This window comes from Stenotrophomonas sp., assembly GCF_032103445.1.
GTDB lineage: Bacteria > Pseudomonadota > Gammaproteobacteria > Xanthomonadales > Xanthomonadaceae > Stenotrophomonas.
In genome coordinates, this window is the sequence record NZ_DAMDFR010000003.1 from 136858 (window position 1) to 163577 (window position 26720).

General features: G+C 66.0%; 30 protein-coding genes and 1 tRNA gene. 24 read left to right on the plus strand and 7 right to left on the minus strand.

Going from position 1 to position 26720, the window contains the following annotated elements; all coding sequences use genetic code 11:
- Nucleotides 1-2 precede the first annotated feature (2 nt).
- Entirely contained in the window at nucleotides 3-728 is a 726-nt protein-coding gene (locus RT551_RS02250; RefSeq protein ID WP_313455426.1) for a DUF3011 domain-containing protein, read from the minus strand.
- A gap of 171 nt (nucleotides 729-899) precedes the next feature.
- Between RT551_RS02250 and aspS the strand changes: the two genes are divergently transcribed.
- The 21 genes from aspS to RT551_RS02355 all read left to right on the plus strand — a co-directional run bounded on the left by aspS (nucleotide 900) and on the right by RT551_RS02355 (nucleotide 17521).
- Entirely contained in the window at nucleotides 900-2651 is a 1752-nt protein-coding gene (aspS, locus tag RT551_RS02255; RefSeq protein ID WP_313455427.1) for an aspartate--tRNA ligase, read from the plus strand.
- A gap of 124 nt (nucleotides 2652-2775) precedes the next feature.
- The gene (locus RT551_RS02260; RefSeq protein ID WP_311192329.1) at nucleotides 2776-3093 is read left to right on the plus strand and encodes a DNA primase; all 318 of its coding nucleotides are present in this window, start codon (nucleotides 2776-2778) and stop codon (nucleotides 3091-3093) included.
- 20 nt (nucleotides 3094-3113) lie between these two features.
- Nucleotides 3114-3626 carry a GNAT family N-acetyltransferase gene (locus tag RT551_RS02265; protein ID WP_313455429.1) on the plus strand — a complete coding sequence of 171 codons (513 nt, stop codon included), beginning with the start codon at nucleotides 3114-3116 and terminating at the stop codon, nucleotides 3624-3626.
- A gap of 4 nt (nucleotides 3627-3630) precedes the next feature.
- Nucleotides 3631-4263, plus strand: a complete 633-nt coding sequence (locus RT551_RS02270; RefSeq protein WP_313455431.1) for an alpha/beta fold hydrolase — start codon at nucleotides 3631-3633, stop codon at nucleotides 4261-4263.
- An 80-nt stretch (nucleotides 4264-4343) separates the two neighbouring features.
- On the plus strand, nucleotides 4344-5075 hold the full coding sequence (locus RT551_RS02275) for a YebC/PmpR family DNA-binding transcriptional regulator (RefSeq protein WP_313455433.1): 732 nt from the start codon (nucleotides 4344-4346) through the stop codon (nucleotides 5073-5075).
- A gap of 14 nt (nucleotides 5076-5089) precedes the next feature.
- Complete coding sequence (ruvC, locus tag RT551_RS02280; protein ID WP_311192325.1) at nucleotides 5090-5611, plus strand: crossover junction endodeoxyribonuclease RuvC; 522 nt, start codon at nucleotides 5090-5092, stop codon at nucleotides 5609-5611.
- A gap of 10 nt (nucleotides 5612-5621) precedes the next feature.
- Nucleotides 5622-6209 (plus strand): Holliday junction branch migration protein RuvA, encoded by a 588-nt coding sequence (gene ruvA, locus RT551_RS02285; RefSeq protein ID WP_313455435.1) that lies wholly within the window; start codon nucleotides 5622-5624, stop codon nucleotides 6207-6209.
- 113 nt (nucleotides 6210-6322) lie between these two features.
- On the plus strand, nucleotides 6323-8173 hold the full coding sequence (locus RT551_RS02290; protein ID WP_311193707.1) for a potassium transporter Kup: 1851 nt from the start codon (nucleotides 6323-6325) through the stop codon (nucleotides 8171-8173).
- Nucleotides 8174-8293: 120 nt separating this feature from the next.
- Nucleotides 8294-9334, plus strand: a complete 1041-nt coding sequence (gene ruvB, locus RT551_RS02295) for a Holliday junction branch migration DNA helicase RuvB (protein WP_313455436.1) — start codon at nucleotides 8294-8296, stop codon at nucleotides 9332-9334.
- Nucleotides 9324-9755 (plus strand): tol-pal system-associated acyl-CoA thioesterase, encoded by a 432-nt coding sequence (gene ybgC, locus RT551_RS02300; protein WP_311192322.1) that lies wholly within the window; start codon nucleotides 9324-9326, stop codon nucleotides 9753-9755. Before ruvB ends, ybgC begins: the two co-directional genes overlap by 11 nt.
- 10 nt (nucleotides 9756-9765) lie before the next feature.
- A complete protein-coding gene (gene tolQ, locus RT551_RS02305; protein WP_311192321.1) occupies nucleotides 9766-10542 on the plus strand; it encodes a protein TolQ in 777 nt (258 codons plus the stop codon).
- 23 nt (nucleotides 10543-10565) lie between these two features.
- The gene (gene tolR / locus RT551_RS02310) at nucleotides 10566-10994 is read left to right on the plus strand and encodes a protein TolR (protein WP_311192320.1); all 429 of its coding nucleotides are present in this window, start codon (nucleotides 10566-10568) and stop codon (nucleotides 10992-10994) included.
- Nucleotides 10984-12039: a cell envelope integrity protein TolA gene (tolA, locus tag RT551_RS02315; protein ID WP_313455438.1), complete on the plus strand. Its 1056-nt coding sequence runs from the start codon at nucleotides 10984-10986 to the stop codon at nucleotides 12037-12039. The genes tolR and tolA overlap by 11 nt, the downstream gene beginning before the upstream one ends.
- Before the next feature lie 6 nt (nucleotides 12040-12045).
- Nucleotides 12046-12399, plus strand: a complete 354-nt coding sequence (locus RT551_RS02320) for a TonB C-terminal domain-containing protein (protein ID WP_313455439.1) — start codon at nucleotides 12046-12048, stop codon at nucleotides 12397-12399.
- A 152-nt stretch (nucleotides 12400-12551) separates the two neighbouring features.
- Nucleotides 12552-13871 carry a Tol-Pal system beta propeller repeat protein TolB gene (gene tolB / locus RT551_RS02325; protein WP_313455441.1) on the plus strand — a complete coding sequence of 440 codons (1320 nt, stop codon included), beginning with the start codon at nucleotides 12552-12554 and terminating at the stop codon, nucleotides 13869-13871.
- Between the two features lie 62 nt (nucleotides 13872-13933).
- Nucleotides 13934-14449, plus strand: a complete 516-nt coding sequence (pal, locus tag RT551_RS02330) for a peptidoglycan-associated lipoprotein Pal (protein ID WP_313455442.1) — start codon at nucleotides 13934-13936, stop codon at nucleotides 14447-14449.
- A 3-nt stretch (nucleotides 14450-14452) separates the two neighbouring features.
- A complete protein-coding gene (gene ybgF, locus RT551_RS02335; RefSeq protein WP_313455444.1) occupies nucleotides 14453-15271 on the plus strand; it encodes a tol-pal system protein YbgF in 819 nt (272 codons plus the stop codon).
- Between the two features lie 110 nt (nucleotides 15272-15381).
- Nucleotides 15382-16083 carry a 7-carboxy-7-deazaguanine synthase QueE gene (gene queE / locus RT551_RS02340; protein ID WP_313455446.1) on the plus strand — a complete coding sequence of 234 codons (702 nt, stop codon included), beginning with the start codon at nucleotides 15382-15384 and terminating at the stop codon, nucleotides 16081-16083.
- Between the two features lie 66 nt (nucleotides 16084-16149).
- The gene (gene queC, locus RT551_RS02345; RefSeq protein WP_313455472.1) at nucleotides 16150-16824 is read left to right on the plus strand and encodes a 7-cyano-7-deazaguanine synthase QueC; all 675 of its coding nucleotides are present in this window, start codon (nucleotides 16150-16152) and stop codon (nucleotides 16822-16824) included.
- 82 nt (nucleotides 16825-16906) lie between these two features.
- Nucleotides 16907-16982: transfer RNA gene (locus RT551_RS02350), tRNA-Lys, on the plus strand.
- A gap of 41 nt (nucleotides 16983-17023) precedes the next feature.
- Entirely contained in the window at nucleotides 17024-17521 is a 498-nt protein-coding gene (locus tag RT551_RS02355; RefSeq protein WP_313455448.1) for a type II toxin-antitoxin system HicB family antitoxin, read from the plus strand.
- Between the two features lie 18 nt (nucleotides 17522-17539).
- On the opposite strand, the gene RT551_RS02360 is transcribed toward RT551_RS02355, so the two are convergent.
- Complete coding sequence (locus tag RT551_RS02360; RefSeq protein WP_313455450.1) at nucleotides 17540-18271, minus strand: hypothetical protein; 732 nt, start codon at nucleotides 18269-18271, stop codon at nucleotides 17540-17542.
- Between the two features lie 346 nt (nucleotides 18272-18617).
- Here RT551_RS02360 and RT551_RS02365 point away from each other — a divergent pair, with 346 nt between their 5' ends.
- Nucleotides 18618-19502, plus strand: coding sequence for an NAD(P)-dependent oxidoreductase (locus tag RT551_RS02365; RefSeq protein WP_313455452.1), 885 nt, complete (start codon nucleotides 18618-18620; stop codon nucleotides 19500-19502).
- 132 nt (nucleotides 19503-19634) lie between these two features.
- On the plus strand, nucleotides 19635-20303 hold the full coding sequence (locus RT551_RS02370) for an MliC family protein (RefSeq protein ID WP_313455454.1): 669 nt from the start codon (nucleotides 19635-19637) through the stop codon (nucleotides 20301-20303).
- Between the two features lie 14 nt (nucleotides 20304-20317).
- On the opposite strand, the gene RT551_RS02375 is transcribed toward RT551_RS02370, so the two are convergent.
- Entirely contained in the window at nucleotides 20318-20710 is a 393-nt protein-coding gene (locus tag RT551_RS02375; protein ID WP_313455474.1) for a response regulator, read from the minus strand.
- Nucleotides 20711-20882: 172 nt separating this feature from the next.
- On the opposite strand from RT551_RS02375, the gene RT551_RS02380 reads away from it, so the two are divergent.
- The gene (locus RT551_RS02380) at nucleotides 20883-21182 is read left to right on the plus strand and encodes a zf-TFIIB domain-containing protein (protein ID WP_313455456.1); all 300 of its coding nucleotides are present in this window, start codon (nucleotides 20883-20885) and stop codon (nucleotides 21180-21182) included.
- A 36-nt stretch (nucleotides 21183-21218) separates the two neighbouring features.
- On the opposite strand, the gene RT551_RS02385 is transcribed toward RT551_RS02380, so the two are convergent.
- The 4 genes from RT551_RS02385 to recQ all read right to left on the minus strand — a co-directional run bounded on the left by RT551_RS02385 (nucleotide 21219) and on the right by recQ (nucleotide 26328).
- On the minus strand, nucleotides 21219-22151 hold the full coding sequence (locus RT551_RS02385; RefSeq protein WP_313455458.1) for a copper resistance protein B: 933 nt from the start codon (nucleotides 22149-22151) through the stop codon (nucleotides 21219-21221).
- Complete coding sequence (locus RT551_RS02390; protein ID WP_313455460.1) at nucleotides 22148-23935, minus strand: copper resistance system multicopper oxidase; 1788 nt, start codon at nucleotides 23933-23935, stop codon at nucleotides 22148-22150. Before RT551_RS02390 ends, RT551_RS02385 begins: the two co-directional genes overlap by 4 nt.
- A gap of 99 nt (nucleotides 23936-24034) precedes the next feature.
- A complete protein-coding gene (locus RT551_RS02395; protein ID WP_313455461.1) occupies nucleotides 24035-24448 on the minus strand; it encodes a CopL family metal-binding regulatory protein in 414 nt (137 codons plus the stop codon).
- A gap of 77 nt (nucleotides 24449-24525) precedes the next feature.
- On the minus strand, nucleotides 24526-26328 hold the full coding sequence (gene recQ, locus RT551_RS02400) for a DNA helicase RecQ (protein ID WP_313455462.1): 1803 nt from the start codon (nucleotides 26326-26328) through the stop codon (nucleotides 24526-24528).
- Between the last annotated feature and the right edge of the window lie 392 nt (nucleotides 26329-26720).

The window sequence follows — 26720 nt, forward strand, 5'->3', positions numbered from 1 at the left end:
CGTCAGCGCACCCCGAAGCGCGCCCGGCAACCGTTGCTGACCCAGATGCTGCTGCCGCGATAGCCCCAGCTGCGGCCCTGCACGCAGGGGCTGCCGGACAACTGCTCGATCAGCACCGGGCGGCCCTGGCGTCCGTCCCAGGCGCAGGTCTGGGTGCGGTTGCCGGTGCTGCTGCAGGTGACGCTGTAGTTGCTGCCACCACCACCACCCCAGCCGCCGCGGCCCTGCACGAATTCGGCGCGGCAGCCCCCGCTGACCCACACCGAACCATTGCGTGAGCCCCAGTTGCGGCCCTCGATGCAGCGGGTGTTGGAGAGTTGGCGTGACAGCCGGGCGCTGGACCAGCCGGTGGGGCAGCTGCGCTGGCGGTTGTCGTTGCTTTCGCAGCGGATCACGCTGGTATGTCCCGGGTTGGTGCCGGGCCAGCCGCCACCGCCGCCGTTCCAGCCGCCGTTGCCGCGCAGCGAGGTGGCGATGTCCTGCTTGATGCGGGAAAAGCCCCAGTTGGAGCGGTTCACCTGGTCCAGATAGAAGCGCATCTGGTCGTCCGGGATGCGGCGGCCGCCGGACTGTTCGGCGTATTCCTGGGAAATGACCCGCTGCTGGTCGTTGACGGACAGGGTTCGCAGGTTCTCGGGCGCATAGGCCCGGGTATTGACCTGGGCCTGCAGGGCCGGCGCGGCGCAGGCCAGCAGGACGGTAAGACAGACCACGAGACAACGTTTCATGACGCTTTCCCCTTGCGGTCAGTGGTGCGCGGACTATGGTCCGGCCCCTATTAAGGGGGCGTGTAAGCCGGTTCACTGTTCAGGATTTGCCCCGGCCGGGGCGCTGGCCGCAGAATAACGGGCTGACCGGTGCCAACAGGCCCGGCAATCTCCTGTGGAGCTTTTACCCCCATGCGTACCCACTTCTGCGGCCTGGTCGACGAGACCCTGATTGGCCAGACTGTCACCCTCGCCGGCTGGACCGACGTTGCCCGCAATCTGGGCGGCGTGTGCTTCATCGATCTGCGCGATCATGAAGGCATCGTGCAGGTGACCGTGGAGCCTGAGAACGCAGAAGTGTTCAAGGTCGCGGCCAGCCTGGGCTACGAAGACGTGCTGCAGGTGGAAGGCGTGGTGCGCAAGCGTCATGCCGTAAACGACAAGATCCGCAGCGGCCAGGTGGAAATCGTCGCCACCCGCATCACCGTGCTGAACAAGGCCGAGCCGCTGCCGTTCCACGCGCATGAAAACCCGGGCGAGGAAACCCGCCTGAAGTACCGCTACCTGGACCTGCGCCGCCCGGAAATGCAGCGCATGCAGCGCACCCGCATCAAGCTGGTGCAGGCGCTGCGCCGCCATCTGGACGAGAAGGGCTTCCAGGACATCGAAACCCCGATCCTGACCAAGGCCACCCCGGAAGGCGCGCGCGACTTCCTGGTGCCGGCACGCATGCACCCGGGCGAGTTCTATGCCCTGCCGCAGAGCCCGCAGCTGTTCAAGCAGATCCTGATGGTGGCCGGCTTCGACCGCTACTACCAGATCGCGCGCTGCTTCCGCGACGAGGCGCTGCGCGCCGACCGCCAGCTGGAATTCACCCAGCTGGACATGGAGTTCGCCTTCGTGCGCGAGCGCGACGTGCAGGACTTCGTGGAAAACATGATCCGCGCCATCTTCAAGGAAGTGGTGGACGTGGAGCTGGCCGCCAGCTTCCCGCGCATGACCTGGGCCGAGGCCATGCGCCGTTACGGCTCGGACAAGCCGGACCTGCGCATCGCGCTGGAACTGGTGGACGTGGCTGAGCTGGTCAAGGGCAGCGAGTTCCCGGTGTTCACCGCCGCGGCCGCCGATCCGGACGGCCGCGTGGCCGCGCTGCGCATCCCGGGCGGTGCCAGCCTGTCGCGCAAGCAGATCGACGAGTACGCCGCCCACGCCGCCAAGTACGGTGCCAAGGGCCTGGCCTACATCAAGATCGCCGACAACGGCGAAGTCAGCTCGCCGATCGCCAAGTTCTTCAGCGAAGAAGCGTTCGCTGCGCTGGTGGCCCACCTCGGTGCCGGCAATGGCGACATCGTGTTCTTCGGTGCCGGCGGCTACAACAAGGTGTCCGACTTCATGGGCGCGCTGCGCCTGAAGGCTGGCAAGGACTTCAATCTGGTGGCCGCAGGCTGGGCTCCGCTGTGGGTCACCGACTTCCCGATGTTCGAGTTCGACGACGAAGCCCAGCGCTACGTCGCCCTGCATCACCCCTTCACCGCGCCGGCCGTGGACGACATCGCCGACCTGCGCGCCAACGCCAAGACCGCCGTCTCGCGCGGCTACGACATGGTGCTCAACGGCAACGAGATCGGCGGTGGTTCGATCCGTATCCACCGTCCGGACATGCAGAGCGCCGTGTTTGAGCTGCTGGGCATCGGCGCGGAAGAGGCCGAAGCCAAGTTCGGCTTCCTGCTGGATGCGCTGCGCTACGGCGCACCGCCGCACGGTGGCATCGCCTTCGGCATCGACCGCATTGCCGCGCTGATGGCCGGCACCGAATCGATCCGCGACGTCATCCCGTTCCCGAAGACCACCAGCGCCCAGTGCCTGATGACCGGTGCCCCGTCGCCGATCCCGGACGAGCAGCTGGCCGAAGTGCACATCCAGGTCCGCCCCCGCAAGGCCTGACCGCCCACTGGCGGTTACCCGCGAACACCGTTCCCGCGGCGGCCTGCGCGGCAATCCGGGAACACCATTTCGTAGAGCCGGGCTTGCCCGGCTGAACCATCCAACACCCTCAGGAGACTCAGCAATGACCGAAGCATCCTTCAATCTGGAATGGGAAAAGCTGGGCAACGTCGGTTCCGACGCCAACCTGGTCACCGAGCGCGCCCGCGTCTTCGGCGGCTGGCTGGTCCGCGTGGGCACCAGCCCCGCCGCGATGGCACTGACCTTCGTGGTCGACGGCGAAGGCCGCTGGGACGGTGAGGACTTCGGCGTCGAAGACTATGAGGACGAAGAAGAAGACGACCTCGACGAAGACGAAGAGGAAGACGAAGAAGAATACGAGGACGAAGAGGAAGAGGACGGCGAAGAAGAAGACGCCGCCACCGATGGAGCCAAGGCCTGAGGCCTGGCCTGATCGTCCCCGTGTACACCATCCGCCGCGCCGGCCCGGACGACGCACCGACCCTGTCGGTGCTGGCCGCGCGCACCTTCGTGGAAACCTTTGGCCACCTGTATCCGCCGCAGGATCTGCAGGATTTTCTGGACGAAGCGTACGCGGAGGACCGCCAGCGGGTGATCCTCTCGCACCCGGACTACGCGGTCTGGTTGCTGGAAAAGGACGGTGTGGCCGTCGGCCACGCCGCCGCCGGCCCGTGCGGCCTGCCGCATGACGATGTGAAACCCGGCGACGGCGAGCTCAAGCGGCTGTACCTGATCAAGGACGAGCAAAGCTGCGGCTGGGGCAGCCGCCTGCTGGAAACCGCGCTGGCCTGGCTGGAGCGCGACGGTCCGCGCACCCTGTGGCTGGGGGTGTGGTCGGAGAACTTCGGCGCGCAGCGCTTCTACGCCCGCTACGGATTCAGCCAGGTGGGCACCTACGAATTCCCGGTCGGGCAACAGCGCGACCTGGAGTTCATCCTGCGGCGCGTACGCTGATTCCATGACTCCCTCTGTGTTGCTGCTGCACGGCATCTGGAATGCCCGCGCCTGGGTTGGGCCGTTGGCCTGGCGGCTGCGCGCGCGCGGCTTCCGCGTGGATACGTTTGGCTATTCCAGCGTGTTCGGCGGACCGGAGGTGGCGGTGCCGCAATTGCTCAAGCGCCTGCAGGGCAGTGAGCCGATATCGCTGGTGGGGCACAGCCTGGGCGGCCTGGTCGCCCTGGAAGCCCTGCGCCAGCAGCCCGACCTGCCGGTTTCGCGTGTGGTCTGCCTGGGCTCGCCGCTGCGCGGCTCAGGCACGGCCCGTTCGCTGGCCGATCACGGCTGGGCGATGGCGCTGGGCCGCAGTGGCGAGCTGCTGCTGGATGGTCTGCCGGCCTGGGAGGGCAGGGCGCAGGTGGGGTTGATTGCCGGCTCGGTGCCGCACGGCCTGGGCAGCCTGCTGGGCGCGATTGGCGAGGCATCGGACGGTACGGTGGCACTGGATGAAACCCGTCTGCCCGGCCTGGCCGACCACTGCGTGGTGGCCGCCAGCCACAGCGGGCTGGTGTTTTCTCCGGAGGCCGCCCGGCAGACTGCGGCCTTCCTGCGCGACGGCCGCTTCCGCCACGATCCGGCCGCCCACGCGGCCTGAACAACGCCAGCTAACACGTTCGCAGCGCCCGATCGGGTAGAATCCGCGCCCTGTTCCTGACTTCATGCACGGAAACACCCATGGGTAGAGGCCCCTCCATCGAAGCCCGCAAAAATGCGTCTGACGCAAAGCGCGGCAAGATTTTCACCAAGATCATCCGCGAGATCGGCGTGGCCGCGCGCGGCGGTGGAGGCGACCCCAACAACAACCCGCGCCTGCGCGTGGCGATGGACAAGGGCCTGGCCGCGAACATGTCCAAGGACGTGATCGAGCGCGCCATCAAGAAGGCCACCGGCGAACTGGAAGGCGTGGTGTACGAGGAAGTGCGCTACGAAGGCTACGCCCCGGGTGGCGTGGCAGTCATCGTGGACTGCCTGACCGACAACCGCGTGCGCACCGTGGCCGATGTCCGCCATGCGTTCAGCAAGTGCGGCGGCAACATGGGCACCGACGGCTCGGTGGCCTTCATGTTCAAGCGCCTGGGCGTGCTCAGCTTCGCCCCGGGTGCGAACGAAGAAGCCATCACCGAAGCGGCCATCGAGGCCGGTGCGGACGACATCGTGGTGTATCCCGATGACGGCTCGATCGACGTGGTCACCGCGCCGGATCAGTTCCAGGCCGTGAAGGACGCCATGGAGGCTGCCGGTCTGGCCGCCGACCACGCCGAAGTGACCTTCCGCGCCGACAACGACATCAAGGTCGAGGGCGACACAGCCCTGCAGGTCAAGAAGATGCTGGACATGCTGGAAGACCTGGACGACGTCCAGGACGTCTACTCCAATGCCGATCTCGGCGCGGACGCCTACGCCTGACGGCGTAGTTCCCCATGGTCCGGATCCTCGGCATCGACCCCGGTTCGCAGCGGACCGGGGTGGGCATCATTGATGTCGACCCCACCGGAAAGGTGGTGCATGTGCACCACCTGCCGCTGGTACTGCTGGGAGCCGATGACTTCCCCCAGCGCATGAAGCTGCTGGTGCAGGGGCTGTCGGCGCTGGTCGACGAGTACCGTCCGCACGAGGTGGCCATCGAAAAGGTGTTCATGGCCCGCAACCCCGACTCGGCGCTGAAGCTGGGCCAGGCCCGTGGCGCGGCGATTTCGGCGGTGGTCATGCGCGACCTGCCGGTGCACGAGTACGCGGCCAGCGAGATCAAGCTGGCGGTGGTCGGGCGGGGCGGGGCGGAAAAGCAACAGGTCCAACACATGGTCGGGCTTATGCTGAACCTGAAAACCAAGCTGCAGGCCGACGCCGCCGACGCGTTGGCGGTGGCCATCACCCATGCCCACGTAAGGGCGACGGCGCAGCGCCTGGGGGTCAATGCCCGCCAGGCCTGGAGCCGGAAATGAGGACAACTGCATGATTGGTCGTCTGCGCGGGATCCTGGCCTACAAGGCACCGCCGTGGCTGCTGCTGGACGTCAATGGCGTCGGCTATGAGCTGGAAGCGCCGATGAGCACCTTCTACGACTTGCCCGACCTGGGCCGGGAAGTGGTGCTGTTCACCCATTACGCGCAGAAGGAAGACAGCGTGTCGCTGTATGGCTTCCTGCGCGAGGGCGAGCGCCGGCTGTTCCGCGACGTGCAGAAGGTCAGCGGCATCGGGGCCAAGATCGCACTGGCGGTGCTGTCGGCAGTGAGCGTGGACGAATTCGCGCGCATGGTGCAGGCCGGCGATGTCACCGCATTGACCCGCATCCCCGGCATCGGCAAGAAGACCGCCGAGCGCATGGTGCTGGAACTGCGCGACCGCGCGGCCAATTTCGGCGGCGGCGGGGCACCGGTGTCCGGTGCGATCGGGCCCGACCCGGTGTCCGAAGCCACCGTGGCGCTGCAGCAACTGGGGTACAAACCGACCGAGGCGGCGCGCATGGCGCGCGATGCCAAGGCCGACGGCGACGATGTCGCCACTGTGATCCGCAAGGCCCTGCAGGCCGCGCTGCGCTGAGGCGCGGCTCTCCTTTTCCAGAAAAGACGCCAGACCGGAGTCCCATGTCCAGCACTTCCCATCAGCACGACAGCGGTCACGCGACCCACGGGCATGCCCCGCCGGGCAGCGGCATGGCGCTGATGATCGGTGCCATCGGCGTGGTGTTCGGCGACATTGGTACCAGTCCGCTGTACACCCTGAAGGAAGCCTTCTCCGAGCACTACGGCCTGGTCGGCAACCATGACACCGTGCTCGGCGTGCTGTCGCTGGCGTTCTGGGCGCTGATGCTGGTGGTGACGCTGAAGTACGTGACCATCATCATGCGCGCCGACAACGACGGCGAAGGCGGAATCATGGCCTTGATGGCGCTGACCCAGCGCACCATGCGCAACGGCTCGCGCTCGGCCTATGTGGTCGGCATCCTCGGCATCTTCGGGGCCTCGCTGTTCTTTGGCGACGGCGTCATCACCCCCGCCATTTCGGTGCTGGGTGCGGTGGAAGGCCTGGAGGTGGCCGCACCGGGCCTGCATGCGTTCATCGTGCCGATCACCGTGGTGGTGCTGTTGATGGTGTTTGCCGCGCAGCGCTTCGGCACCGAAAAAATCGGCAAGGCGTTCGGGCCGATCACCTCGGTGTGGTTCATCTCGCTGGCGGCGATCGGCCTGTACAACATCGTCGACGCACCGGAAGTGCTCAAGGCCTTCAATCCGTACTGGGCGGTGCGCTTCTTCATGGACCACAGCTGGCACGGCATCTTCATCCTCGGCGCGGTGGTGCTGGCGGTGACCGGTGGCGAGGCGCTGTACGCCGACATGGGCCACTTCGGGGCCAAGCCCATCCGTCACGCGTGGTATTTCTTCGTGCTGCCGTGCCTGGTGCTGAACTACCTGGGGCAGGGCGCGCTGGTGCTGAACCACCCCGAGGCGGTGAAGAACCCGTTCTTCGAGGCAGTGCCGGACTGGGCGCTGTACCCGATGATCATCCTGGCCACCATGGCCGCGGTGATCGCCTCGCAGTCGGTGATCACCGGCGCGTTCTCGGTCTCGCGCCAGGCCATGCAGCTGGGCTACATCCCGCGCATGCGCATCACCCATACCTCGCACGACACCATCGGCCAGATTTACATTCCCGGCATCAACTGGGGCATTGCGGTGATGGTGATCGGGCTGGTGCTGGCCTTCCGCAGCTCGTCCAACCTGGCCGTGGCCTACGGCATCTCGGTGTCGGCCACCATGCTGATCGACACCCTGCTGCTGGCGCTGGTGGCGCGCGCGCTGTGGCCGCGCACCCGCTACTGGATCATCCCGCTGTGCGTGGTGTTCTTCATCATCGACCTGGGCTTTGTCATCGCCAACGGGGCCAAGCTGCTGCAGGGTGCGTGGTTCCCGGTGGTGCTGGGCATCGTGCTATTTACCATGATGCGCACCTGGCGGCGCGGCCGCGAGCTGCTGCGCGACGAGATCCGCAAGGACGGCATTCGTCTGGACACCTTCCTGCCCGGGCTGATGCTGGCCCCGCCGGTGCGGGTGCCGGGCACGGCGGTGTTCCTGACCGCCGACCCGAGCGTGGCCCCGCATGCGCTGATGCATAACCTCAAGCACAACAAGGTGCTGCACGAGCGCAACGTGTTCCTGCACGTGGAAACCCTGCCGATTCCGTATGCCATGGAAGGGCAGCGGCTGAAGATCGAGTCGGTGGGCGATGAGTTCTACCGGGTATTCGTGCGCTTCGGCTTCATGGAGACCCCGGACGTGCCGCTGGCGCTGATGCGCTCGTGCGACCACGGCGGCATCTACTTCGACCCGATGGACACCACCTTCTTCGCCAGCCGCGAGACCATCGTGGCCACCGCCAACCGTGGCATGCCGATCTGGCGCGACAAGCTGTTTGCGCTGATGCACCGCAATGCCGCCCCGGCCACCGGGTTCTTCCGGATTCCGGGGAACCGGCTCGTGGAGCTCGGGGCTCAGGTGGAGATCTGACGGATCGCGGGGTGCCGGCCAACGGCCGGCGCTACCGATGCTGCAGCGATCCGGTAGTGCCGGCCGCTGGCCGGCAACCCGACACCCCCGAATCACGCGATATTGCCGCATAATCGCGGGATGACTGACGACCGCATCATCGGTGCCGGCGCGACCCGCGAGGACGACAGCACCGACGCCAGCATCCGCCCCAAGCGCATGGCCGATTACCTCGGCCAGGCCCCCGTGCGCGAGCAGCTGTCGATCTACATCGAGGCCGCCAAGGCGCGCAGCGAAGCGCTGGACCATGTGCTGATCTTCGGCCCGCCCGGGCTGGGTAAAACCACCCTGAGCCACGTGATCGCCAACGAGCTGGGGGTGGCCCTGCGGGTGACCTCGGGCCCGGTGATCGAGAAGGCCGGTGACCTGGCCGCGCTGCTGACCAACCTGCAGCCGCACGACGTGCTGTTCGTGGACGAAATCCATCGTCTGTCGCCGGTGGTCGAGGAAGTGCTGTACCCGGCGATGGAAGATTTCCAGATCGACATCATGATCGGTGAGGGCCCCGCCGCCCGTTCGATCAAGATCGACCTGCCGCCGTTCACCCTGATCGGGGCCACCACCCGCGCCGGCCTGCTGACCGCGCCGCTGCGCGACCGCTTCGGCATCGTGCACCGGCTGGAGTTCTACACGCCCGAGGAATTGACCCGGATCGTGCGCCGCTCGGCCACCATCCTGGGCATCGACTGCACCCCGGAAGGGGCGGCCGAGATCGCGCGGCGCTCGCGCGGCACCCCGCGTATCGCCAACCGGCTGCTGCGGCGCGTGCGCGACTACGCGCAGGTCAAGGCCGGCGGGCATATTGATCAAGAGGTTGCGCAGGCCGCCATGCAGATGCTCAAGGTCGACCCGGAAGGGTTCGATGACCTCGACCGGCGCATGCTCAAGACCCTGATCGACTACTTCGACGGCGGCCCGGTGGGCGTGGAATCCATGGCCGCCGCCCTGTCGGAAGAGCGGGGCACGCTGGAAGACGTGGTTGAACCCTATCTGATCCAGCAGGGCTTCCTGGTGCGCACCGCGCGCGGCCGCATGGCCACGCACAAGGCCTACCGGCACATGGGCCTGAAGCCGAAGAACCCGCCGGCCGACCTGTTCGCCGAGGTGCCCGATGGTGGTTGATCCCCGGTTCAGTTGGCCGACACGCATTTATTGGGAAGATACCGACGCAGGTGGCGTGGTCTACCACGCCCGCTACGTGGCCTTCATGGAGCGGGCACGGACCGAATGGATGCGCGCGCTGGGCTTCGGCCAGGAACGCACCCGCATCGAACACGGGCTGGTGTTTGCCGTACGTTCGATGAGCATGGATTTCCTGAAGCCGGCGCGGCTGGACGACGCGCTGGCGGTAAGTGCCCGGCTGGTGCAGTGCAAGCGCGCCAGCATGGTGTTCAGCCAGGCGGTGTGTCGCGGCGATGAGACGCTGCTGACCGCGCAGGTGAAGATCGCGGCATTGGATGCCTCCACATTCAAACCACGCGGCATGGATGATGTTCTGCATGCCGCGTTGAAACCCTACGAATTTCCAGAATCCGCATACTGAGGAACACCGGATGATCGCAATGCTCCTGGCCCTGCAGGCCACCGTGGTCGAGGCACTGCCGCAGGAAGTAACCAGCGCTGCGTCGCAGGCTGTCGCGCAGAACGCGCACGGCGGCATCAACTATTTCGAGCTGATGACCAAGGCCAGCTACCCGGTGATCTTCATCGTGCTGCTGCTGCTGGCCGGCTCGTTCATCAGCTGGATCATCATCTTCCGCAAGGCCCGTGTGTTCAGCGCGGCCAACCGCCAGGCCGACGAATTCGAAGGCCGCTTCTGGTCCGGTGCCGATCTGGGCAAGCTGTACACCGCCGCCACCGACCGCAACCGCAAGGTCGGCGGGCTGGAAGCCATTTTCGAATCCGGCTTCCGTGAGTTCACCCGTCTGCGCGAAGGCCGCCGGCTGGATGCCCGCGCGCAGCTGGAAGGGGCGCAGCGCGCCATGCGCACCACCTACACCCGCGAAGTGGACCAGCTGGAACGCAATCTGGAACTGCTGGCCAACATCGGTTCGACCGCGCCCTACGTCGGCCTGGTCGGCACCGTGTTCGGCATCATGGTGACCATGCACGACATGATCAACAGCGGCGAGCAGGCCGGTATCGCCTCGGTCGCCCCGGGCATCTCCGAAGCGCTGTTCGCCACCGCGATCGGTCTGTTCGTGGCAATTCCGGCGGTGTGGGCCTACAACCGCTTCACCACCCGGGTCGAGCGCCTGTCGGTGCGGTTTGAAACCTTCGCCGATGAGTTCAGCTCGATCCTGCAGCGCCAGACCTCGAACGACGCCTGAGCGCGGCAGACAGGAGCTCCGATATGACCGCTGCCATCGGCCGCCGCAAGCGCCGCAAGCTCAAATCTGAAATCAACGTCGTGCCCTACATCGACGTCATGCTGGTGCTGCTGATCATTTTCATGGTCACCGCGCCGCTGCTCACCCTCAGCTTCGATGTAGACCTGCCCAGCTCGCAGGCCAAGGCGCTGGAAAGCAAGCAGGACCCGGTGGTGGTCTCGGTACGCCTGGACGGGCAGCTCAGCCTCAAGCTGCCAGACGCGAAGCAGCCGGAGCCGGTGGATGCCACCCAGCTGCAGGCACAGCTCGGCGCGCTCATCAGCCAGGACAAGAACCTGCGCGTGATCGTGGCGGCCGACAAGGCCGTGGCCTATGAAAAAGTCGTGGACGCGATGAACGTGATCAAGCGCGCCAACGTGGAGAAGGTGGGTCTGGCGACCGATGCAAACTAACGTTCTGCCGCCGCCGCGTTCCCCGGAAGACGACTGGGCGTTGCCGGTCGTCCTGGCGGTTGCCGTGCACCTGCTGGTGGCGCTGGTGCTGATTGCCGGCTGGTTGTGGTCGCCGGACCGCAACACCGAGGCCGCAGTGGGCGATCCCGCGCTGGAAGCCAGCATGACCCTGACCGCGTCGGAAGCCGCCGCGGCCCGTCAGGCGCTGCGCGCGTCGGAAAAACTGCCCGACCTGCCCGAACCGGTGGAACAGCCTACCCCGGTGGAAGAGGACACCGTGCCGCCGCCGCAGCCGCTGCCGGAACCGCGTCCCCAGGATGCGCTGAGCCCGCAGCAGCAACAGGCCCAGGAGCGCATCGCGCAGCCGGACAAGGTCGACCAGGCCGCGGTCAACGCGATGGCGATTTCGGCGGAGAAGGAAAAGCAGGAGCAGGAAGCCAAGCGCCGCCAGGAACAGATCGACCTGACCGAGCGCGAGCGCCAGAAAGAAGCCGAGCAGAAGGCACGGCTGGCCAAGCAGCAGGAAGCCGAGCAGAAGAAGCTGGCGGAGCAGGCGCAGCAGGCCAACGATGCCAAGGCGGAAGCCGATCGGCAGAAGAAGATTGCCGAGATCCGCAGCCGTCGCGAGGCCGCCGAGAAGGAAGCCAAGCTGGCCGAGCAGAAGCTGCGCCAGGTCACCGCCGCACGTGCGGCGTCCGGTGCCTCTACCAGCGGGTCCGCTGGTGCTGCGCAGCCGTCCGCGGGCGCAGGTGGTACCAGCGACGACCTATTGGCCAAGTACGCCGCCGCGATCCAGCAGAAGGTGCTGGCGCAGTGGCAGCGACCGGATTCGGTGCCGCTGGGGCAGAAGTGCCAGATTGCGATCACCCAGCTTCCGGGCGGCAACGTGCTCCAGGCCAAGGTCAGCCCCAGTTGTCCGTTCGATGAGGCCGGCAAGCGCTCGATCGAGGCCGCGGTGCTCAATGCCCAGCCGCTGCCGTACCGCGGCTTTGAGCCGGTGTATACCCGTACGATCAACTTTACCTTTACCGCCCAGGATCGTTGATATCCGATGACCTCGATTGGCAAATGGATGCTGGCGGGCCTGATCGCCGGATTCACTCCAGCTTCCCTGGCCTCTACGGACCTGGAAGCGGAGTATGTGGCGGCGATCCACTCGCGCGTGCTGGCGAACTGGACCCTCCCGGCGACGCTGAAACCCGGGTCGCGCTGCGAGGTCAAGGTTGTGCAACTGCCTGGCGGGACGATCGCCAGCGCGACCGCCACGGCGGACTGCGAGTTCGACGAGGCGGGGAAAGCGTCCATCGAAGCAGCCGTGCTGCGTGCGCAGCCGCTCCCGTACCGCGGGTTTGAGTCCGTTTTCCAGCGTTGGATGATGCTGAAGTTCCAAGCACCGTTGCGCTGACGATTCAGACCTGGACGCCTGTTTCTGTTAACGGCATGTGATCAAATCGCCGCTGACCACTCGGATTTCACACCCGGTTGGTTCATGATTGCGAAACTGTTCACCGCACTGCTGTTATCCCTCGTAATTGGTTTTCTCTTACTGAGCGCTCAATGAAGAAGATGCCTCGCTGGTTTGCCGTGTTTGCGGCTCTACTGCTGCCCTTCGCCGCCGTCGCGCAACAGCGCGGTCTGGATATCGACATCATCGGCGGCAACGCCTCGGCCACGCCGATCACCGTGGTCCCGATGCCCTACCAGGGGTCGGCTGCCGCCCCGGAAACCGACGTCGCCGCCGTGGTCCGCGCCGACCTGGAGCGTTCCGGCCAGTTCCGCAACCTGCCGGTCGAGCAGATCCTGGAAAAGCCGACCCGTGGCGGCGAGATCAATTTCGCCACCTGGCGCGCGCTGAAACAGAACTACATCGTGGTCGGCCGCGTGCTCGACGCCGGTGCCGGTGCCTACCGCGTGGAGTACGAACTGTACGACGTGCCCAAGGGTGAGCGCCTGCTCGGCCTGGCCATGACCGCGCGCAGCACCGCCATGCGCGACGTGGCCCACCAGATGGCCGACGACATCTATGAAAAGATCACCGGTGTGCGCGGGGCGTTCTGGACCCGTATCGCCTACGTGACCGCCAGCGGCAAGGGCGCGGCCATGCGCTATGCGCTGATGGTGGCTGACTCGGACGGCTACAACCCGCAGACCATCGTGCGTTCGGCCGAGCCGCTGCTGTCGCCGTCGTGGAGCCCGGATGGCAACCGCCTGGCCTATGTGAGCTTCGAGCGTGGCAATTCGGCCATCTACATCCAGAACATCACCACCGGTGCCCGTGAGCTGGTGACCAGCTTCCGCGGCATCAACAGCGCCCCGTCGTTCTCGCCGGATGGCCGTCGCCTGGCCCTGTCGCTGTCGCGCAGCGGCAACCCGGAAATCTACGTCATGGACCTGGCCAGCAAGCAGCTGACCCAGCTCACCAACCACTTCGCCATCGACACCGAGCCGACCTGGAGCGCCGACGGCAGCAGCATCTACTTCACCTCCGACCGGGGCGGCCGCCCGCAGATCTACCAGGTCGCCTCCAGCGGTGGCAGCGCCTCGCGCGTGACCTTCCAGGGCAACTACAACGCCACCCCGGGCGTGTCCTATGACGGCAAGAAGATCGTCATGGCCCAGGGCAGCGGCAACACCTACAAGATCGCGATGATGGACAGCAGCCTGGGCTCCCCGCGCTGGAGCACCCTGTCCGTCGGGTCGCTCGACGAATCGCCCAGCTTCGCTCCCAACGCAAGCATGGTGTTGTACGCCGCCCGCGAGGGTGGACGTGGGGTTTTGTATGCAGTTTCGGCTGACGGGCGTGTGCGCCAGCGGCTGGTACTGGCGGATGGCGATGTTCGTGAGCCTTCTTGGTCGCCATACCGTACAAAGCGCTAACAGAGTGTTAAGATTCGCCCGTATTCATCCCCTCATCCGGCTTTAGCCCTCAAAGGTATTCTATGAACAAGTCCACCCGCGTTCTGCTTGTCTCCCTGCTGTCTGTGGCCGTCCTGGCCGGCTGCTCCAAGAAGGTGAAGGAAGAGGCTCCGGCCCCGGTCGACACCGGTTCCACCACCCAGCCGACCGGTCCGTCGACCTCCGGACTGTACGGCCCGGGCGACCTGGACACCGACGCCTGCCTGCGCCAGCGCGTGGTGTACTTCGACCTGGACAAGGAAGAAGTGAAGTCGGAATTCCAGGCCATCATGGCTTGCCACGCCAAGTACCTGCGTGACCGTCCGTCCTCGCGCATCACCCTGCAGGGTCACACCGACGAACGCGGTTCGCGCGCTTACAACCAGGCTCTGGGTGAGCGTCGTAGCGCCGCCGTGAACTCGGCTCTGCAGGCCAATGGTGGTTCGGCTCCGCAGCTGACCGACGTGTCCTACGGTGAAGAGCGTCCGGTCTGCACCGAGTCGAACGAGTCCTGCTGGTCGCAGAACCGTCGCGTCGAAATCGTCTACACCGCGCAGTAAGTCATGCGCATCGGCATCAAACTGATGCTGGTCGTTGCGGCAGCCCTCGTGGCTGCCGCACCGGCGCAGGCCCAGCGGCAGAGCCTGGCCGACCGCGTTGGCGCGCTCGAGCAGCAGATGTACAACAACAGCTCCAACCAGGACCTGTTGAACCAGATCAATGCCCTGCGCCAGCAGGTGCAGCAGCTGCAGAGCACGGTTGAACAGCTCCAGCACGACAACGCCCAGCAGAAACAATCCGCCCAGGATCAGTACCTGGACCTCGACGGTCGTCTGAACCGTCTGGAAGGCGGCGCTGCGCCGGCACTTCCGGCCGTCCCGGCCGCGAACGGCCCGGCCGCTGCCAAGCCCGCTGCGCCGAAACCGCCTGTGGTCGCCACCGAGCGACCCCCGTCCGTGCACGGCGATGCCGGTGCCCTTGCCGCCAGTGGCGACGAGCGCACCATGTACAACGTGGCCTTTGACTCGCTCAAGGCCGGCAAGTACGACGAATCGGCGCAGATGTTCCTGAGCTTCCTGGAGCTCTACCCGAACGGCGTCTACACCCCCAATGCGCTGTACTGGCTGGGTGAAAGCTACTACGCCATCCGCAATTTCCCGCAGGCGGAGGCGCAGTTCCGCGACCTCATCGCCCGCTATCCGACCCACGACAAAGCGTCGGGCGGTCTGCTCAAGATCGGCCTGTCGCAGTATGGCGAAGGCAAGGTCGACGAGGCCCAGGCAACCCTGGAGCAGGTGGTCAGCACCTACCCGGGCTCGGACGCTGCCCGCACCGCGCAGGACCGCCTGCAGTCGATCCGTCTGGGCCAGCAGATCCGCTGACGCCCCCACCGGCCCAGGCCGGTATAATTGGCCGGATAGCATGCATTTCCCGTAGAGCCAGGCCCTGCCTGGCTGCGCTCGTTTCCGAAGCAGTACCGCAGAACACCCTCATGAACGCCACCTCGTCCGCCGCCGCCGCCGCGCTTCCCAGCGACATCGTGCAGTCGCCCCTGCCCAGGCTGAAGATCACCGAGATCTTCACCTCCCTGCAGGGCGAAGCCGATGCGGCCGGCTGGCCGAGCGTGTTCGTGCGCCTGACCGGCTGCCCGCTGCGCTGCACCTACTGCGACACCGCCTACGCCTTCCACGGCGGCACCTGGTGGGATATCGACGATATCGTCGCCGAGGTGTTGGCCCAGGGTGTCCAGCACGTCTGCGTGACCGGCGGTGAGCCGCTGGCGCAGAAGCGCTGCCTGATCCTGCTGGAGAAGCTCTGCGATGCCGGCCTGGATGTCTCGCTGGAGACCTCCGGCGCACTGGACGTCAGCGGGGTGGACCCGCGGGTGTCGCGGGTAGTGGACCTGAAGACCCCGGATTCCGGCGAAATGGCCCGCAACCGGCTGGAAAACCTGCCGCTGCTGACCCGCCGTGACCAGATCAAGTTCGTGCTGTGCAGCCGGGAAGACTACGAATGGGCGCGCGGCATGGTCCGCGAGCACGCGCTGAATGAGCGCAGCATGGTGCTGTTCTCGCCCAGCAAGGGTCAGGTGACGCCGCGCCAGTTGGCCGACTGGATCGTGGAGGATCGCCTGCCGGTCCGCTTCCAGATGCAACTGCACAAAATATTGTGGGATGACGAGCCGGGCCGCTGAGCCCGCTCGTGGTCCCTTGATGTACCCCCGGCGCGGGACAGCGTGCTGGTCCCCACAACCCACCGGATGTATTCCATGAAGAACGCAGTCGTGCTTCTTTCCGGCGGCATGGATTCCGCCGCCGTCATCGCCATCGCCCGTGAGCAGGGCTTCGCCGTGCACGCCCTGAGCGTGCGCTATGGCCAGCGCCACACCTCGGAGCTGGACGCCGCCGCCAATGTGGCCAAGGCCCTGGGCGTGGTCGCTCACAAGACCGTCAATGTGGACCTGCGCAGCATCGGCGGTTCCGCCCTGACCGATGACATCGACGTGCCCGAAGCGGGCGGCGAGGGCATCCCGGTCACCTACGTGCCGGCCCGCAACACCATCATGCTGTCGGTGGCGCTGGGCTGGGCCGAGGTTCTCGGTGCCAGCGACATCTTCTGCGGGGTCAATGCGGTGGACTATTCCGGCTATCCGGACTGCCGCCCGGAGTTCATCCAGGCCTTCCAGACCCTGGCGAACCTGGCCACCAAGGCCGGCGTGGAAGGGGCGGGCATCCAGGTGCACGCGCCACTGCAGTTCCTGAGCAAGGCCGACATCGTGCGCGAGGGCGTGCGTCTGGGCGTGGATTTCGGCCTGACCGTGTCCTGCTACAACGCCGACGAACAGGGCCGTGCCTGTGGTCACTGCGACGCCTGCCGCCTGCGCGCGCAGGGCTTTGCCGACGCCGGCGTGGCCGACCCCACCCGCTACGTCTGAGCCCGGATTCACGCGGCGGGTGTGACAGGCCGCCAAAGTGGGTTAGAATGCGCACCCCCGGCGCAATGCCAGGGGCAGCAATGGGCCGTTAGCTCAGTCGGTAGAGCAGAAGACTTTTAATCTTTTGGTCGAAGGTTCGAATCCTTCACGGCCCACCAGTTGCTTCAATGATTCAAGGCGCTCATGGAGCGCCTTTTTCATGCCTGGTCATCGTGCCGCATCCGAAGCGCGACCTGCCGCAGGGCACGGTTACCAGCATTTTCCGGCAAGCCGGTTGGAGGAAGTGATGCTCTATCCCGTGTACGTCCATAAGGACGAAGACAGCGCCTATGGCGCGATCGTGCCGGACATGCTTGGTGTACACAGCGCGGCAGACAACCTTGAGGACTTGCCGGCTGCCGTGCAGGAAGCGGTCGAGCTGATGTACGAAGGCGAGGCGCTGATGCCGCCGCGACCGAATCTTGTGGACAAATATCGTCGCCAGCGCGAGTTCAAAAGCGGATTCTGGATGCTGGTCGATATCGACCTCTCCAAGATCAACACCCGCGCGGTAAGGCTCAACATCAGCTTGCCGGAAAATCTGGTTGGAAAGATCGACGCGGCCGCTGCCAGCCGGCACATGAGCCGCTCCGCCTTCCTGGCCCTCGCGGCCGAGCATGAGCTGGGCGGTCGCGGTCGAAAGGCTCCGGTCAGGTAACCCCCCCGGAGGCTGGCTTCAGTAGGTACATAAGCCGGTGCAGCTCGTGATTTCAAACGCTTCCGCCATACGTCCCAGCCCATCGCGAGCACCCGGCTCGGCCTTCTCCGCCATTTCGCGAATCCGCGCTGCAATGGAATGGCGCTTGGCCAGGTCGAGCGCCGGGGCATAGCTCGATGCAGTCTCTTCCAGTGCTGTCGCAATGGATTGCCTGAGTTGTTCTCCGGCAGCCGCACTCCCCAGGACAACCAGCCCGCTCTCATAGGCATGGGACAGCTCCGCGCGGGCCTTGAGGAGGGCGTCCCTGCGTTCGCTGATCTCTTCTTCGGAGGGCTGGGTCGAGACCTGGTTCTGGAGCGTCTTTACCGCCGGTACCTTGCAACGTAGCGCAAGTGGCATCAGCTCTGCCATCTGCGCGTCGAAGCGACCGATGTTGGCGGCCATTCCCTGCTGGGTGCGCCGCAGGAAATCGGGACTCTTCAGATCTTCCGCGCTGCTTGGTGCATTGCCATACATCATCAATGCACGCACGATGGTGGCGGCGGTCTCGCATGAACCCAGCAGATGGGTGATTTCGGCGTCGGTGTAGGTGGATTCGTCCAGCAGTTGCTTCATGCCGCCCACGGTTTTGATGCGCGCGAGGTTCTCCTCGCTGCCCAGCGACTTTGCGCCCTCCGGGCCGCTTGCCATGACAAGCTGCAAAGTGAATTCCATCGCAGCCTGGTCGGGGGCCTTCAGCCGCTCGGTCAAGGTCTCTGCGCCGGCAGCAGGGGCGACGATGGCGGCCGCAAGGATGAGTGCAGTGGCCGCCCGTCGGGATCCAGCATGTCGGGTTGAGCGGTGTGACGCCGGGCGAATCAACGGGGAAAGCATAGTGTGCAACGTCCTTGTTTCATGGTGATGGGCGAGGGTAGTGGGGATGCCGTGCACACTGCAAGTGTTGTGCCGGGTGAGGATTCTGGACGGGGCGTCGCATCGCAAGCGTGACCGCTTTCGCAGCTTGCAGCAGGGTCGCATCTGGCCCAGCCACGCAGGGCGTGGCTCTACTACAATCGCGCCATCCCGGTAGGTCCCGGGCGCTGATAAGTGCTCCACAGTGAAGATTCTTCTGACAGGAAGTTCAGGCCGGGTCGGGCGCGCCATCTTTGGTGCACTGGCCGCGCGCCACGAGGTGGTCGGCATCGACCGCACCCCCTTTGCGACCACCCGCCACGTTGGCGATGTCACCGATCCCCACGTGCTGGCGACTGCGCTGGAAGGCGTAGATGCGGTCATCCACGCGGCCGCGCTGCATGCCCCGCATGTACCGCTGCACAGCGAGAGTGAGTTCAAGCGCATCAACGTGGATGGCACGCTGGCCCTTGCCCGGTTGTCACGCGAGGCGGGCGTGCGGCGATTGGTGTTTACCAGCACGACGGCGTTGTATGGACATGCCATCACGTCGGGTCAGTGCACCTGGGTGGACGAGCAGACCGTGCCGCAACCCCGCACCGTGTATCACCGCTCCAAGCTGGCCGCTGAGCAGGGGCTGGAAGAGATTGCGGGCGAGGACTTCCAGGTGCGGGTGATCCGCATGTCGCGCTGCTTCCCGGAAACGCCCGATCGCATGTTGCTGTATCGCCTGCATCGCGGTGTGGACGTGCGTGATGTGGCCGATGCGCATGTGGCGGCGCTGGGCAATGGCGGTCCAGCGTTCCAGCGGTATATCGCCAGCGGCAGCACCCCGTTCCAGCGTGGGGATTGCGATGCGTTGGTCACCCACCCGCGTGAGGTGCTGGCCATGCGCTGCCCGCAGTGGCTGGCCGAGTATGACCGGCGCGGTTGGGCGCTGCCGGTGATTGACCGCATTCATGATGCGTCGGCGGCGCGGGAAGGGTTAGGCTGGGTCAGTCGGCGTGGGCCCGAGGCGGTGCTGGAACAGTTGGCCGTGGGCAGTATTGAAGTGCTGCCGGAGAGACACCGCGCCGATTGCGGCGTGTGACGGGGGCTGTCGTAGAGCCGGGCTTGCCCGGCTGAAGGTCTCCGTGCGTTCGCAGCCAGGCAAGCCCGGCTCTACGTGGTCTGGACGTGAGGTGAGGCAGACTGGGGCCCTCGTCAGGGTGTTGGAGCTCTCATGAAACGTCCTTTTCTGCTCGGTCTGGCTGCACTGGCGTTGGCGGCGTGCTCCAAGCCCGAACCCACGCCGGCGGAATCGCCGGCGCAGCCACCCGTAGCCGCGGAACCGACGGCCCCACCCGCGCCTGCCTCCGCCCCTGCCCCCGCCCCCGCGCAAGGTCCCTCCTTCGACTGTAATCAGGCCAGTTCCGACGCAGAAACCCAGGTCTGCAACGACGCGGAACTGTCAGCGCTGGATCGACGGCTGGGTGAGCTTTACAAGGCCGCGCAGACCAGCCCGGACGAGTTGGATATCGCCGCCGAGCAGCGCGGCTGGATCAAGGGACGCGATGCGTGTTGGCAGGCCGTCGATGCGCGCCGGTGTCTGGTGGAGGCCTACCAGACGCGCATCGTGGAACTGCAGATCGCGACCACGCCTGGCCCGGCACCCGCAGCAGTGAACTTCGTCTGCGAGGGTAGCGACAAGCCGTTGGCGGTGACCTACTACAATGAGATCGAGCCAAAGGCCGCGCTGATAAGGCTGGGGCAGGACCAGGCGATTGCGTTTCTCGCGCCCGCTGCGAGTGGCGCGCGTTACACCCGTGAGGGTGTGGAATTCTGGGAGCACCAGGGCGAGGTCACGCTGGCGTTCTATGGCACCCGGTTGAGCTGCCGCAAGCCGGCATAACGTCACGCCCGGATTCACGCCGCCAGCGGCGGCTGCAGGGTGTCCCGGATGGCGTCCAGCAGCTCGGTCATGGTGTAGGGCTTGGGCAGGAAACGCATGCTGGCGGTCAGTCGCGGCAGGACCTCCGCAGGCTGCAGTCCGGAGGTCACCAGCACCGGCAACCCCGGCTGGTATTCCTGGATGAGGTGGGCCGCCTCCAATCCACTCACGCCGCCCAGGCAGACATCGGTGAACACCAGGTCGTAGCGCTCGCCGGCGCGCAGCAGCCCCAGCGCGGCCTCGGCGGTGCTGACCGCTGCCACCTCGCAGGCCTGGCTTTCCAGGGTGATGCGGCTCAGTTCGCGGGTGTCCTCGCTGTCTTCAACCAGCAGGATACGGGGGACGGGGTGGTGCTTGGACAGCAACATGGAACGGGTTTCCTGCGGGCCGGTGGTCAAAAGGCGCGCAAGTATCGCCGCTGCGCCGGTGAGGAAATCGTGCAGGCGGAAGTATTGCATTCAGGTTACAGCCGCGCCCGGTGTTGTGCGGCGCTCAGCTGCGCGCAGGTAGAGTCAAACTTTGAATCCAGGAGTCACCTGAATGCAATGTCCCGTGTGTACCACCCAGGCGCTGGTGATGTCCGAACGCCAGGGCATCGAAATCGATTACTGCCCGCAGTGCCGCGGGGTCTGGCTGGACCGCGGTGAACTGGACAAGATCATCGAGCGGTCTGCCGCGGCAACTGCGCCGGCTCCCGTGCGCGCTGCTCCGCCGCCGCCGCCGCCGGAGGTCCGCCACCGCGATACCCGCCATCTGGGGCAGCAGCACTACGGCGACCAGCACGGTGGGTACCGGAAGAAAAAGAAAGAGAGCTTCTTGTCCGATATTTTCGATTTCTAAGGGTAGTGCCGGCCGCTGGCCGGCACCCCATCATTCCTAGAACCACACCCGCACACCGGCCACCCAGCGTGTATCACGCAGGTGTTCGCCGGCCGCGCGGTGGTAGTCGGCGGTGTCGCCAAACACGCGCTCATGGCTGATGCCGATATACGGTGCGAAACGCCGATTGAACTCGTAGCGCAGGCGCAGGCCGGCCTCCACTTTGTTCAAGCCGCTGCCAATGCCGCGCTCCGGCTCGTCCTTGGCGGCGACAGTCGCCTCCACCAACGGCTGCAGGATCAGCCGGTTGGTCAGCAGCAGTTCGTACTCAACTTCAGCCGTGGCCATCACCTGGCCGCCTTCGCCCACATAGGCTGTTGCCGAGGTCTCGAACTTGTACGGGGCCAGTCCCTGTACACCGAACGCGGCCCATGTGCGTGAATCGGCTGGGCGGAAGTCCTGCTTCACCCCGACCAGTACGTCCCACCACGGCGACACGCTGCGTCCGTACAGCACCTCCAGGTCGGCGGCGTCGGTGCGACCACCGCTGCGCTCGCCCTCGCTGCGCAGCCACAGGCGGTTGACGTTGCTGCCGACCCAGCCGCTGGCTTCCCAGGCCTGGCCGGTGCCGTGCTTCCCGTCCCAACCTTCCAGGCGGTTGATCAGCAGCAGGCTGTGGATGTCCGGCGCGTGTTCCATCGCGCCGTGATCAATCGGCGGAAAGGCCGCGGCACGGTCCGCATCGGTGACCTCGGGGATCGGTTCGCGTGGCAGATCGGTCGTGGGGGTGCCGTGGCCCATCGCGGCATGATCCATGCCTGCATGGTCCATCGTCGCGTGATCCATCTTCGAATGGTCCATGCTCGAATGGTCCATCTTCGAATGGTCCATCTTCGAATGGTCCATACCCGCATGTGACTGCGCCCATGCGGGCGCGACGATCATCAGCAGGGCTGCGCTGAGGCTGCAACGAGTGAGAATCCGGCTCATTCTTCGATCCTCACTTCGCGCATCATGCCCGCTTCCATGTGGTACAGCAGGTGGCAGTGGTACGCCCAGCGGCCGAGCGCGTCCGCGCGCACACGGTAACTGCGGCGGGTGCCGGGCGGCATGTCGATGGTGTGCTTGCGCAGCTGGAAATCGCCGTTGGCATTTTCCAGGTCGCTCCACACGCCATGCAGGTGGATCGGGTGCTGCATCATGGTGTCGTTGACCAGCACGATGCGCATGCGCTCGCCGTAGTTCAGGCGCAGGGGTTCGGCACTGGCAAAGGGAATGCCATCGAACGACCAGCTGAACTTCTCCATGTGCCCGGTCAGGTGCAGCTCGACCTCGCGGCCAGGTTCGCGTCCATCGGGATCCTCGAACAGGCTGTGCATCGCGCCGTAGGTGAGCACGGTGCGACCGTTGTCGCGCAGGCCGATGCCCGGATCGTCCAGCTTCGGATCGGTGGCGTTGCTGCGCATGTCGATCAGCGGATTGTTGTCCTCGCTGGGGGCATGACGCGGGGCCTTGGTGTCCGCGCCGCCGTGCCCAGCGTGCCCCATGTGCGCGCCGCAGCCGCCTTCCATGCCCTTCATCGCATGTCCGCCGTGGTCCATGCCGGGGCTCATGTCATGTCCCATGTCACTCATGGTCAGCAGCGGTCGTGGATCACGCGCAGGAATGGGAGCCTGAAGGCCGTGGCGCACCGCCAGCGTGCCGGCGGCGTAGCCGGTGCGGCCCATGTCCTGGCAGAACACGGTGTAGGCATCCTGGCCACTGGGCTCGACGATCACATCGAAGGTTTCCGCAGGTGCGATGCGGAACGCATCCACACTGACCGGGTGGATGTACTGCCCGTCGGCGGCGACCACGGTCATCTTCAGACCGGGGATGCGCACGTCGAAGTAGGTCATCGAGCCGCCATTGATGAAACGCAGCAACACCTTCTCACCACTGCGGAACAGGCCGGTCCAGTTGCCGGCCGGGGCCGTGCCGTTGAGCAGGTAGGTATAGGTGTGGGCGTTGATGTCGGAGATGTCAGTGGGGGTCATGCGCATGCGCCCCCACATGCCGCGGTCTGCGGTGGCCGCCGCCCAGCCATCACGACGTACATCGCGCAGGAAGTCGGGCAGGGTGCGCTTGTAGTAGTTGTCGTACTCGGCGAGCTTCTTCATGCGCCGGAACAGCGCGCCCGGATCCATGTCGGTCCAGTCCGAGAGCAGCATCACATGCTCGCGGTCATACCGGTAGGGAGCCGGCTGCAGCGGGTCGACGATCAGCGCGCCGTACAGGCCGGCCTGTTCCTGGAACATGGAATGGCTGTGGTACCAGTAGGTGCCGGACTGCTTGAGGGTGAAGCGGTAGTCGTAGGCTTCGCCGGGGGCGATGCCGTTGAAGCTCAGGCCCGGCACACCGTCCATGTTGGCCGGCAGCAGAATGCCGTGCCAGTGAATCGAGGTGGGATGCGCCTGCAGCGCATTGGCTACGCGGACGTGCACTGTGTCGCCCTCGCGCCAGCGCAGAATGGGCGCGGGCAGGCTGCCATTGACGGTAATGGCCGGACGGGTGCGGCCGGTGAAATTGGCCAGCGATTCGCCGATGTTCAGCTGAAACGCGGTGCCGGTGAGCACCTGGGGGGCAGTGACCGCGGCAGGGGTGGCCGCCAGCACGCGGTTGGGCAGCACGGCCGACAGGCCGCCGACCACGCCACCTGCGGCCAGTCCTTGAACGAACAGACGACGCGAAGGCAGTGCCGGCGTGCCGGCACCGGTGGAAAAGGGAGAACGCATGGAAACTCCAGATCGGTTCTGAATGGCACGCGCAGGTGCCACAACAACGCACGCACAAGGCGGCGTCCAGTCACGCAGAAGAAGACTGCGGCAGGGCGATCAGGCGATAGGGGGCCGGGTGATGCGGTCCAGCGGCGGCGGCGGCAATGCGGCACCGGCCGCGCGCAGCGGAGCCTGCGCCAGCGGCATGGGCGTGGGCAGCCACAGCACCTGGGCGGTCAGGCTGGGCTGCTGGGCGCAGTTGCGCAGGCAGTCCTTGAGCCGGCAGTGGTCGCCGTCATGGGGTGTCTGCGTGTCAGGGCCGGGCGTGTGCGAAAGGGCCGGCTCTGCACCATGTCCACCATGCGCCGTGGGTGCCTCGCTGTGACAAGGCGGCTCACTGGGCGCGCTCGCTACGGTTGGCAGCAGGGCCAGCGCCATGGGCGCGGCCATGCCGACGTTCAGCCCGTTGAACAACAGGCTGAGCATCAAAACCACGCGCAGGAGCAGGCCACCGGGCGACATGAACGGCATCTTGGCAGCAAATCCGGACCGGCGCACCTGCGCCTGAACGTGGGATTCAACTCTGGACCTGTGTCCGACAGGTGCCATCAGCCTTCCTCGCGCACGATCTCGATCAGCCGGTTGCCGTAGCGGGCGAGCTTGCTGCCGCCGATGCCGCCGACCCGTCCCAGCGCATCGATGCTGGTTGGCCGCTGTTCGGCAATGTTGCGCAGGGTGCTGTCGTGGAAAATCACGAACGCGGGGACGTTCTGTTCGCGTGCCAGCTCGGCACGCAGGCCGCGCAGGGCGTTGAACAGGGCGAGGTCCTGCGGCAGCACCGACAGGCCGGTGCGCTGGCCGCTGCGGTCGCGCTCACGGCTGGGAGCCTGGTCGCGGCGCATCATCACCTTGCGGCGGCCGGTCAGCACGTCGCGGCTGGCATCGGTGAGGCGCAGACCACCGTAGGCTTCGCTGTCCACTTCCAGCAGGCTGGCGGCGACCAGCTGGCGGAACACGCTGCGCCAGGTGCGGGCGTCGAGGTCGTTGCCGATGCCGTAGGTGCTGAGCTGGTTGTGGCCGAACTGGCGGATTTTTTCGTTGTCGCCACCGCGCAGGATGTCGATCAGGTGACCGACGCCGAAGCGCTGGCCACTGCGGTAGACGCAGCTGAGGGCCTTCTGTGCGGCAATGGTGGCGTCCCAGGCATCAGGCGGCTGCAGGCAGTTGTCGCAGTTGCCGCACGGCTTGGGATAGGTTTCGCCAAATCCGGCCAGCAGGACCTGGCGGCGGCACTGCATGGATTCGCAGTAGCCCAGCAGGTGGTCGAGCTTGGCGCGTTCCAGGTTCTTGCGCTCTTCGCCGGCCTCGGACTGCTCGATCATCTGCTTGAGCAGCACGACATCGCCCAGGCCGTAGCACAGCCAGGCATTGGCGGCCTCGCCGTCACGGCCGGCACGACCGGTTTCCTGGTAGTAGCCTTCCATCGACTTGGGCAGGTCAGTATGGGCGACAAACCGCACGTCGGGCTTGTCGATGCCCATACCGAAGGCGATGGTCGCGCACATGATGATGCCGTCTTCGCGCAGGAAGCGGCGCTGGTTCTCCGCGCGCACTTCGGCGGGCAGGCCGGCATGGTAGGGCAGGGCGTTCATGCCCTGGGCGCACAGGAACTCGGCGGTTTCCTCGACCTTGCGCCGCGACATGCAATAGACAATGCCGGCTTCATCGCGGTGCCCGCGCAGGAAATCGAGCAGCTGGCGCTTCGCGTTGTCCTTCTGGACGACGGTGTAGCGGATGTTGGGCCGGTCGAACGAGCTGACGAAGTGCTGGGCACCGGTCAGGTCCAGCCGTTCAGCGATTTCGCGCTGGGTGGGCGGATCTGCGGTGGCGGTGAGCGCGATCCGCGGCACTTCCGGCCAGCGCTCGTGCAGCACGGTGAGCTGGCGGTACTCCGGCCGGAAATCATGGCCCCACTGCGAGACGCAATGGGCTTCGTCGATGGCAAACAGCGCAATCCGGCTGCGGGCGAGCAGGGCCAGGAAGCGGCCAGTGAGCAGGCGCTCCGGAGCCACGTACAGCAGTTCCAGCTCGCCGGACAGCAGCTCGCGCTCGACCCGGGCGGCGGTTTCGCCATCCAGCGTGGAATTCAGGTACTCGGCCCGCACACCCAGCTGGCGCAGGGCCTCGACCTGGTCCTGCATGAGCGCGATGAGCGGCGAAATGACGATTCCGGTACCGTCACGCAGCAGCGAAGGCACCTGGTAGCACAGCGACTTGCCGCCACCGGTGGGCATGAGTACCAGCGCATCATTACCAGCCGCGACATGTTCAACGATCGCCTGCTGCGGACCGCGGAAATCGTCGTAGCCAAAGACGCGGTTGAGCAGGTCGTGCGCGGGGCGGGAGGACATCCGGCTAGTTTACCGGTTCCTTGGCTCTCTTCCCTGTCCGCCTTTGCCCCATGTCCCCGTCGGTGACATGCTCTACGTAGAGCCGGGCTTGCCCGGCTGCAGTTGGCTCTTGGCGAACAGCCGGTGTTCACGGCATCCCTGGCTTGGCGGATCGGGGCGGGCGTTCCGGGGGACGCTGCAAGTACGTCCATGTAAGCTCGATCGCCGCATCCATGCGGCTCACGCCCCCTCCAGCCCATCCAGACCCGCCATCGACAGTGGGTCGGTGGCCATCGGAAATCAAAAGCATGTGGCTGTGGCATTTCCCATGGCCACCGGCCAACTGTCTGGGGCGTGCCGGGGTGGGTTTGCGGGACCGTAGAAAACATGGATGTTTTCTACGAGCCCCCATG

Excerpts from the sequence above, each read along its gene's own strand:
- RT551_RS02380 (WP_313455456.1), top strand. The coding sequence starts at position 20,883 with ATGCAATGTCCCGTGTGTACCACCCAGGCGCTGGTGATGTCCGAACGC.
- RT551_RS02275 (WP_313455433.1), top strand. The coding sequence starts at position 4,344 with ATGGGTAGAGGCCCCTCCATCGAAGCCCGCAAAAATGCGTCTGACGCA.
- RT551_RS02290 (WP_311193707.1), top strand. The coding sequence starts at position 6,323 with ATGGCGCTGATGATCGGTGCCATCGGCGTGGTGTTCGGCGACATTGGT.
- ruvA (WP_313455435.1), top strand. The coding sequence starts at position 5,622 with ATGATTGGTCGTCTGCGCGGGATCCTGGCCTACAAGGCACCGCCGTGG.
- RT551_RS02375 (WP_313455474.1), bottom strand. The coding sequence starts at position 20,710 with ATGTTGCTGTCCAAGCACCACCCCGTCCCCCGTATCCTGCTGGTTGAA.
- ruvB (WP_313455436.1), top strand. The coding sequence starts at position 8,294 with ATGACTGACGACCGCATCATCGGTGCCGGCGCGACCCGCGAGGACGAC.
- tolQ (WP_311192321.1), top strand. The coding sequence starts at position 9,766 with ATGATCGCAATGCTCCTGGCCCTGCAGGCCACCGTGGTCGAGGCACTG.
- RT551_RS02260 (WP_311192329.1), top strand. The coding sequence starts at position 2,776 with ATGACCGAAGCATCCTTCAATCTGGAATGGGAAAAGCTGGGCAACGTC.
- RT551_RS02390 (WP_313455460.1), bottom strand. The coding sequence starts at position 23,935 with ATGCGTTCTCCCTTTTCCACCGGTGCCGGCACGCCGGCACTGCCTTCG.
- recQ (WP_313455462.1), bottom strand. The coding sequence starts at position 26,328 with ATGTCCTCCCGCCCCGCGCACGACCTGCTCAACCGCGTCTTTGGCTAC.
- tolA (WP_313455438.1), top strand. The coding sequence starts at position 10,984 with ATGCAAACTAACGTTCTGCCGCCGCCGCGTTCCCCGGAAGACGACTGG.
- ybgC (WP_311192322.1), top strand. The coding sequence starts at position 9,324 with ATGGTGGTTGATCCCCGGTTCAGTTGGCCGACACGCATTTATTGGGAA.
- ybgF (WP_313455444.1), top strand. The coding sequence starts at position 14,453 with ATGCGCATCGGCATCAAACTGATGCTGGTCGTTGCGGCAGCCCTCGTG.
- RT551_RS02395 (WP_313455461.1), bottom strand. The coding sequence starts at position 24,448 with ATGCCGTTCATGTCGCCCGGTGGCCTGCTCCTGCGCGTGGTTTTGATG.
- RT551_RS02385 (WP_313455458.1), bottom strand. The coding sequence starts at position 22,151 with ATGAGCCGGATTCTCACTCGTTGCAGCCTCAGCGCAGCCCTGCTGATG.
- aspS (WP_313455427.1), top strand. The coding sequence starts at position 900 with ATGCGTACCCACTTCTGCGGCCTGGTCGACGAGACCCTGATTGGCCAG.
- RT551_RS02370 (WP_313455454.1), top strand. The coding sequence starts at position 19,635 with ATGAAACGTCCTTTTCTGCTCGGTCTGGCTGCACTGGCGTTGGCGGCG.
- RT551_RS02250 (WP_313455426.1), bottom strand. The coding sequence starts at position 728 with ATGAAACGTTGTCTCGTGGTCTGTCTTACCGTCCTGCTGGCCTGCGCC.
- queC (WP_313455472.1), top strand. The coding sequence starts at position 16,150 with ATGTATTCCATGAAGAACGCAGTCGTGCTTCTTTCCGGCGGCATGGAT.
- queE (WP_313455446.1), top strand. The coding sequence starts at position 15,382 with ATGAACGCCACCTCGTCCGCCGCCGCCGCCGCGCTTCCCAGCGACATC.
- tolB (WP_313455441.1), top strand. The coding sequence starts at position 12,552 with ATGAAGAAGATGCCTCGCTGGTTTGCCGTGTTTGCGGCTCTACTGCTG.
- RT551_RS02270 (WP_313455431.1), top strand. The coding sequence starts at position 3,631 with ATGACTCCCTCTGTGTTGCTGCTGCACGGCATCTGGAATGCCCGCGCC.
- RT551_RS02355 (WP_313455448.1), top strand. The coding sequence starts at position 17,024 with ATGCCTGGTCATCGTGCCGCATCCGAAGCGCGACCTGCCGCAGGGCAC.
- tolR (WP_311192320.1), top strand. The coding sequence starts at position 10,566 with ATGACCGCTGCCATCGGCCGCCGCAAGCGCCGCAAGCTCAAATCTGAA.
- ruvC (WP_311192325.1), top strand. The coding sequence starts at position 5,090 with ATGGTCCGGATCCTCGGCATCGACCCCGGTTCGCAGCGGACCGGGGTG.
- pal (WP_313455442.1), top strand. The coding sequence starts at position 13,934 with ATGAACAAGTCCACCCGCGTTCTGCTTGTCTCCCTGCTGTCTGTGGCC.
- RT551_RS02320 (WP_313455439.1), top strand. The coding sequence starts at position 12,046 with ATGACCTCGATTGGCAAATGGATGCTGGCGGGCCTGATCGCCGGATTC.